7 protein-coding genes are annotated in these 6,695 nt (G+C 73.2%); 1 reads left to right on the forward strand and 6 read right to left on the reverse strand.

Annotation, left to right across the window (positions count from 1 at the left end; genetic code table 11):
• Nucleotides 1-26 precede the first annotated feature (26 nt).
• On the reverse strand, nt 27-935 hold the full coding sequence (rpsB, locus tag ACWGIU_RS25380) for a 30S ribosomal protein S2 (RefSeq protein WP_453709407.1): 909 nt from the start codon (nt 933-935) through the stop codon (nt 27-29).
• 250 nt (nt 936-1,185) lie between these two features.
• Here rpsB and ACWGIU_RS25385 point away from each other — a divergent pair, with 250 nt between their 5' ends.
• Nucleotides 1,186-1,650, forward strand: a complete 465-nt coding sequence (locus ACWGIU_RS25385; protein WP_453709409.1) for a M23 family metallopeptidase — start codon at nt 1,186-1,188, stop codon at nt 1,648-1,650.
• A gap of 96 nt (nt 1,651-1,746) precedes the next feature.
• On the opposite strand, the gene ACWGIU_RS25390 is transcribed toward ACWGIU_RS25385, so the two are convergent.
• The 5 genes from ACWGIU_RS25390 to ACWGIU_RS25410 form a co-directional block, all read right to left on the reverse strand.
• Nucleotides 1,747-2,304: a TetR/AcrR family transcriptional regulator gene (locus ACWGIU_RS25390; RefSeq protein WP_453709419.1), complete on the reverse strand. Its 558-nt coding sequence runs from the start codon at nt 2,302-2,304 to the stop codon at nt 1,747-1,749.
• Nucleotides 2,305-2,356: 52 nt separating this feature from the next.
• The gene (gene whiG, locus ACWGIU_RS25395) at nt 2,357-3,193 is read right to left on the reverse strand and encodes an RNA polymerase sigma factor WhiG (RefSeq protein WP_453709411.1); all 837 of its coding nucleotides are present in this window, start codon (nt 3,191-3,193) and stop codon (nt 2,357-2,359) included.
• Between the two features lie 209 nt (nt 3,194-3,402).
• The gene (dprA, locus tag ACWGIU_RS25400; RefSeq protein ID WP_453709413.1) at nt 3,403-4,578 is read right to left on the reverse strand and encodes a DNA-processing protein DprA; all 1,176 of its coding nucleotides are present in this window, start codon (nt 4,576-4,578) and stop codon (nt 3,403-3,405) included.
• The gene (locus ACWGIU_RS25405; protein ID WP_453709415.1) at nt 4,575-6,209 is read right to left on the reverse strand and encodes a YifB family Mg chelatase-like AAA ATPase; all 1,635 of its coding nucleotides are present in this window, start codon (nt 6,207-6,209) and stop codon (nt 4,575-4,577) included. The genes dprA and ACWGIU_RS25405 overlap by 4 nt, the downstream gene beginning before the upstream one ends.
• A complete protein-coding gene (locus tag ACWGIU_RS25410; RefSeq protein WP_453709417.1) occupies nt 6,209-6,580 on the reverse strand; it encodes a YraN family protein in 372 nt (123 codons plus the stop codon). Before ACWGIU_RS25410 ends, ACWGIU_RS25405 begins: the two co-directional genes overlap by 1 nt.
• Nucleotides 6,581-6,695: the final 115 nt, after the last annotated feature.

The raw sequence follows: 6,695 nt of genomic DNA on the forward strand, positions 1-6,695 counted from the left end.
CGTGAACGCCGGGCGCTCTCAGTGGGTCAGGCCTGCTCGGCGTCGGCGGCCGGGGCCTCGACAGCCTCGGCGGCCGGGGCCTCGACGACAGCCTCGGCGGCCGGGGCCTCGACGTCAGCCTCGGCGGCCGGGGCGGCCTCGGTCTCGTCGGCCTTCTTCTCGCCCTCGAGCAGGTCGCGCTCCCACTCGGCGAGCGGCTCGGCGGCGGCCTTCTCGCCCGGCTTCGAGTCGCCGGTCGCAGCGCCGGAGCGGGCGATGAGGCCCTCGGCGACGGCGTCGGCGATCACGCGGGTGAGCAGGGTGACGGAACGGATCGCGTCGTCGTTGCCCGGGATCTTGTAGTCGACCTCGTCGGGGTCGCAGTTGGTGTCGAGGATCGCGACGACCGGGATGTGGAGCTTGCGCGCCTCACCGACGGCGATGTGCTCCTTCTTGGTGTCGACGATCCAGACGGCGCTGGGAACCTTCGACATCTCGCGGATACCACCGAGGGTCTTCTCCAGCTTGGTCTTCTCGCGGGAGAGGACCAGGAGCTCCTTCTTGGTGAGACCCGAGGCGGCGACGTCCTCGAAGTCGATCGCCTCAAGCTCCTTCAGACGCTGAAGGCGCTTGTAGACGGTGGAGAAGTTGGTGAGCATGCCACCCAGCCACCGCTGGTTGACGTACGGCATACCAACGCGCGTCGCCTGCTCGGCGATGGCCTCCTGGGCCTGCTTCTTGGTACCGACGAACATGATGGAGCCACCGTGCGCGACGGTCTCCTTCACGAACTCGTAGGCGCGGTCGATGTACGACAGCGACTGCAGCAGGTCGATGATGTAGATGCCGTTGCGCTCCGTGAAGATGAAGCGCTTCATCTTCGGGTTCCAACGGCGGGTCTGGTGACCGAAGTGGACGCCGCTTTCCAGCAGCTCCCGCATCGTGACGACGGCCATGGCCATCTCCTTGGTTTCTCGGTTTGGTTCCTGACGCCCCACCGCGCCCTGCCCCCATGAGGGACCGAGAGACGCTGTCACCTGGCTGTTTCAGCCTGGCGCCGGGGCGTGCGAAGTCGACCCGGTGACCCGGATCGCCACAAGAAGTGTACGGGACCCGGCGGTATGCCGGGTGACGCCGTTGTCCACAATGCCCCGGCCGTCCACAGGCCCAGGCACCGGTCCGGGCGCGCGCGGGAGGCTGGGGTCCATGACGACCATGCTGCTCAGCCTGCTCCTGGCCCTGGCCCAGTCGGCCCTTCCCGGGGTCCGCCCGCTGCCCGCCCCGCTGTCGGTGGCCCGTTGGTGGGACCCGCCGCCGACCCCCTACGCAGCCGGTCACCGCGGCGTGGACCTGTCCGCGCCGGTGGGCGCGGAGCTCCGGGCGGTCGCGGCCGGCCGGGTCCACTACGCCGGGCCCGTCGCCGGGCGAGGAGTGCTCTCGCTGGCCCTGCCGAACGGGCTGCGCACCACCTACGAGCCGGTCCGGCCCCTGGTCACGGAGGGCGAGCAGGTCACGGCAGGCCAGGTGGTGGCGGTGCTGACGGACGGCTCGCACTGCCCGGCGCCCTGCCTGCACTGGGGGCTCCTGGCGGGTGAGGTGTACCTCAACCCGCTCGGCCTGCTCCCCCGGCCCACCCCCAGGCTGCTCCCGGCAGAACCCACCGGCGCCTGAAAGGCGGGAACCACGCTCCGGCCCGGCACCGCCGGCCGCCGCTCCGGCCTCGCCGGAGTTCGAGGCGCGCGGGTCCGGGGCTGAGCCCCGGGGGCCTCAGCCCCGGACGCCCCGCAGGGCCATGGCGACGGCGGCCTCCGTCACGACGTCGGGATCCTCCGCCGCGCCGAGCTCGATCCGCCGCACAGCCGCGTCCACGACGCCCTGGAGCAGCATCGCGGCCAGCCTCGGCTCCGCGTGCCCCAGGAAGCTCAGCGCCTCGACGATCATCGCGATGAGCCCGCCGTGCGCCGCACGGATCTTCTCCCGCGCGCCCGCGTCGAGCTCGCTGGCCGAGATGGCCACCACCGCGCGGTGGCGCCGGTCGCCCACCAGCCCCAACTGGCTGCGCACGTAGGCCTCGATCTTCGCCTCCGGTGACTCCTCCTGCTCCATCGCCGCTTCGATCTCGGCGGCCCACACGGGGAAGTCCACGGCGCACAGTTCTTCGACCACGGCGGCGCGGGAGCGGAAGTACTCGTACACGGAGGACCGGGCGAGCCCGGTCCGCTCCGCGAGGGCGGGGAAGGTCAGCGCCTCCGTCCCGCCTTCGGACAGCAGGGAACGCGCAGCGTCCAAGAGGGCGCCGCGCTGCATCGACCGGTGCTCGGCCACGGAGGCCGCTCGAATCCTGGGCACGCATCCACTCTACGGAGGTAGCGCAAGCTCACCTCCCCACATCTGCCAACTTCGCGCGCAGTTGCAGGACGGACTTGGTGTGGATCTGGCTGACCCGGCTCTCGGTGACGCCGAGGACGTTGCCGATCTCGGCCAGCGTGAGTCCCTCGTAGTAGTAGAGCGTCACCACGGTCTTCTCCCGCTCGGGCAGCGTGTTGATGGCCCGTGCCAGCAGGCGCCGCAGCTCGCGGTCCTCGGCCACCGCCACCGGGTTGTCGGCGGTGGTGTCCTCCAGGGTGTCCATCAGCGAGAGGCGGTCGCCGCCCTCCCCTCCGGCGTGCAGCAGCTCCTCCAGGGCGACCACGTTGGCCAGCGACAACTGACTGAAGACGGTGTGGAGATCCTCCACGCCGATCCCCATCTCCCCGGCGACCTCGCTCTCCGTCGGGGTGCGCCTCAGCTGGGCCTCCAGCGTGGCGTAGGCCCGTTCCACGGCGCGCGCCTTCTGCCGGACCGAGCGCGGGATCCAGTCCAGGGCCCGCAGCTCGTCGATCATCGCGCCGCGGATCCGGGTGATCGCGTACGTCTCGAACTTGATCGACCGCTCGATGTCGAACTTCTCGATGGCGTCGATCAGCCCGAAGACCCCGGAAGAGACGAAGTCGGCCTGTTCCACATTGGGCGGCAGGCCCACGCTGACGCGGCCGGCCACGTACTTCACCAGGGGTGAGTAGTGCAGGATCAGCTGCTCCCGCAGCCGCTCGTCACCCGACTCCTTGTACGAGCGCCACAGCACCTCCAGGGACGAGGGCGCGGTGGACCGCACGCTGCCGCGGGCAGCGGGGGGCACCGCAGCGCGGTCGGACCCTGAGGTGTGCTGGGGCATGCTTCGCCTTTGCCGGAGCCGGATTCCTTGGGAGCGTAGCGTGACGGGAGTGTCGCGGTGCGCGAAGAGTACGGGATGGCGCGGGAGCCGGGAGGCGCCCGGACTCGCGCGGGCGACCCGGGACCGGCGCCTGGCGCTCGGTCCCGGCGACCGCCACCGGGAAGACCGCGTCTCTCATCGGTTTCACTCTTTCACCGGAACACCCCAGGTCAACGACCGCCTCGCCGGTCAGCCCCGGTTTGTGTGCCTCCTCCAGCCGTTTGTCTGCTCAACTGCCAGCCGTCGCCCTGCCGTTCGACGAACCCCAGAGAGTGAAGTTCGTACAGTCTGCCGATGACTTCATCGGCGCCGGTGCCGGAGGCAAGTGCCAGCTCGGCCGCGTCCGCCGGGCGGCCGGCGGGCAGTGCTTCGAGCACACGGGCGGTTTCCGGGTCCAGCAGGTCCCGGGCGAGCACGGGGCCGCGCCGCTCGGGAGCCAGCTCGCCCATGGCCCCGACCAGCTCGATCACCTCGGCCGCGTCGGTGACGAGCGCGGCCTCGCCCCGCAGCAGTTCGTGCACACCGCCGGAGAGCCCGCTGGTGGCGGGGCCGGGGACGCCCATCGTGAACCGCCCCAGGCGCTGCGCGCGCCGGGCCGTGACCAGGGAGCCGCTGCGGTGCGCGGCCTCCACGACGACCGTGCCCCGGGTGAGAGCGGCGATGACCCGGTTGCGCATGACGAACCGGCTGGGGGTCGGGTGACTGCCCGGTGGCAGCTCCCCGAGGATCAGCCCCTGCCCAGCGATCCGGCCGAGCAGCCCGGCGTGTCCGCGCGGGTAGGCGACGTCCACCCCGCAGGCCAGCACCGCCGCGGTCGCGCCGCCCGAGGCGAGGGCCCCCCGGTGGGCGGCGCCGTCGATCCCGAACGCGGCGCCGGACACCACGACCCAGCCCCGCTCGGCGAGTCCGGCGGCCAGGGTCTGGGCCATGTGCGCGCCGTAGGGGGTGCAGGCGCGGGCCCCGACCACGGAGACCGAACGCAGCGCCCAGGTGCGGAGGTTCGGCCGGCCCCGCAGCCACAGTCCGACGGGCCTCTCGTCGCCCAGGTCGTCGAGCTGGGTCGGCCACTCCGCCGATCCCGGGAAGACGAACCGTCCTCCCGCCTCGGCGGCGTCCGCGAGGTCCCGCCCGGGGTCGGCCAGCGCGGCCCGCCTGCGGTACCCGGCAAGCCGCTCGGGCCGCACCCCGGACGGAATGTCCGGCTCCGCCCCCGGGGCGGTCAGCAGTCGTATCAGCCGCACCGCGCCGAACTCCCGCAGCCATCGTCCGCCGTGTGCGTCCCCAGGCTCCAGCACCCGGGTGAGCGCCGCCCGCGCCAGCAGTTCCGCGTCCCCGGAGCCGGTCATGTCCCCGCCCCCGGCAGCGACATGGCCCCGCGGGCGATCCCGGTCCGCAGCTCCAGTGCGACGGCCACGTCCAGCGCCTCGGGCCGATCCCGCCCCCGCAGGTCGGCCACGGTCCAGGCGACCCGGAGCACCCGGTCCAGCCCGCGCGCGGTGAGCAGCCCCCGTTCCAGATCGCGCTCGGCGGGAGCCAGCGCGCCGGGTCCCGCCTGCCACCGGGTGCGCAGTTCCCGCCCGGGCACTTCGGAGTTGAGCCGCCACGGCGTGTCGTCGAGCCGGGCCGCGGCCCGCTCCCGGGCCTGCCGCACCCGGTCGGCGACCACCGCGGTGGATTCCCCGCGGCCGCCACGCCCCAGCAGGTCGCCGCGGGTCACGGGCTCGACCTCCACCCTCAGATCCACCCGGTCAAGCAAGGGCCCGGACAGCCGCGCCTGGTAACGCCGGATCACCGAGGGCGGGCATTCACACCCTGCTCCGTGCAGGGTGTGGCGCCCGCACGGGCACGGGTTGGCGGCGAGCACCATCAGAAACCTGGCGGGCAGCCTTACCACTCCTGCGGCGCGGGCGATGACCACGTGCCCCGATTCGAGGGGTTGCCGCAGCGCGTCCAGCGCCCGGCTGTGGAACTCCGCGGCCTCGTCGAGAAAGAGCACGCCCCGGTGGGCCAGGGAGACCGCCCCGGGCCTGGGGATCCCGGTACCCCCGCCCACCAGGGACTGCATGGTCGCCGAATGGTGCGGTGCGCAGTAGGGCGGTCTGGCGACCAGGGGTTCGCCGGGCGGGAGGATTCCCGCGACCGAGTGGACGGCCGTGACCTCAAGGGAGTCCTGACGGGTGAGCGGCGGCAGCAGCCGGGGCAGCCGCTCGGCCAGCATGGTCTTGCCCGCCCCGGGCGGTCCGCTGAGGAAGAGGTGGTGTCCTCCGGCGGCCGCCACCTCCAGGGCGCGGCGCGCCGTGTGCTGCCCCGCCACGTCGGCGAGGTCGGGGAGGTCCGCGCCATCCTCCCGGCCGGGCCGGCCCCGGGCGAGGCCCGTGCCCAGTCCCGCCCCCGGGACGAGGAGTCCGGCCAGCATCGGGTCGGGCCGGCCAGGGGGCTCGCAGGGTTCCTCCTCGGGGACCTCACCACCGGTCAGGACGGCGATCAACTGGCGGAGGCTGCGTACGCCGAGCACCGAGACGTCGGGGACCAGCGCGGCCTCGGCCGTGCACTGCTGCGGCACCACCACCTGCCGGTAGCCGGCCTCGGCCGCGGCGAGGACCGCCGGCAGGATCCCGCGGACCGGGCGCACCCGGCCGTCCAGCCCCAGCTCCCCGAGCAGGACGAGGTCGGCGATCGCAGCCGGGTCGACCACCTCGGCCGCCCCGAGCACGGCCGCCGCGACGGCCACATCGAAGCCGGCGCCGGATTTCGGTACGGAGGCCGGGCTCAGCCCGACCGTCAGCTTCTTCTGCGGCCAGGCCGCCCCCGAGTTGACCACGGCCGCCCTCACCCGGTCCCGGCTCTCGACCAGGGTCTTGTCCGGCAGCCCGACCAGGGTGAAGGCGGCCACACCGGGCTCCAGGTCGGCCTGTACCTCGACCACCACGCCGTCGACGCCGACCAGGGCCACCGAGCAGGCTCGCGCGAATCCCATCAGGCCACCCCCCGTACGTGTTCCACCACGGGGGCGCCGCGCCGTGGCAGCAGCACCCCGACCAGGTCGATCCGCACCCCGCCCGGGGGTGGTCCGCCGTGGTCGGCGAGCCAGCGCCCGGCGAGCGTGCGTAAGCGCTCGGCCTTGGCGGGCCGAACGGCGGCCATGGGATGCTCGAACTCACCCGCCCGGCGGGTCTTGACCTCGCAGACGACGAGGGCGTCCCCGTCCCGGGCGACGATGTCGATCTCGCCGCCGCGGCACCGCCAGTTCCGCGCGATCACGGTCATCCCGGCCTCGGTCAGCCGCCGGGCCGCGAGGTTCTCGCCGTACCGCCCCAATGCCTGCTGTGCCACGCCCTTCGCGTTCATCCGGCACCACCTCCGGCACCGACGGTCCCGCATTCCCGCCCACCTTGTGGATCTTGGTGGACAGCGCGGGCATTGTGGACAACCCACTCACCTTTGAGGGTGAATCCGGGGGGAC

Source organism: Streptomyces sp. NPDC054840, assembly GCF_053611065.1.

Bases quoted from the DNA above. Each gene is read 5' to 3' on its own strand.
- rpsB (WP_453709407.1), bottom strand. From the start codon at position 935: ATGGCCGTCGTCACGATGCGGGAGCTGCTGGAAAGCGGCGTCCACTTC.
- dprA (WP_453709413.1), bottom strand. From the start codon at position 4,578: ATGACCGGCTCCGGGGACGCGGAACTGCTGGCGCGGGCGGCGCTCACC.
- whiG (WP_453709411.1), bottom strand. From the start codon at position 3,193: ATGCCCCAGCACACCTCAGGGTCCGACCGCGCTGCGGTGCCCCCCGCT.
- ACWGIU_RS25385 (WP_453709409.1), top strand. From the start codon at position 1,186: ATGACGACCATGCTGCTCAGCCTGCTCCTGGCCCTGGCCCAGTCGGCC.
- ACWGIU_RS25410 (WP_453709417.1), bottom strand. From the start codon at position 6,580: ATGAACGCGAAGGGCGTGGCACAGCAGGCATTGGGGCGGTACGGCGAG.
- ACWGIU_RS25405 (WP_453709415.1), bottom strand. From the start codon at position 6,209: ATGGGATTCGCGCGAGCCTGCTCGGTGGCCCTGGTCGGCGTCGACGGC.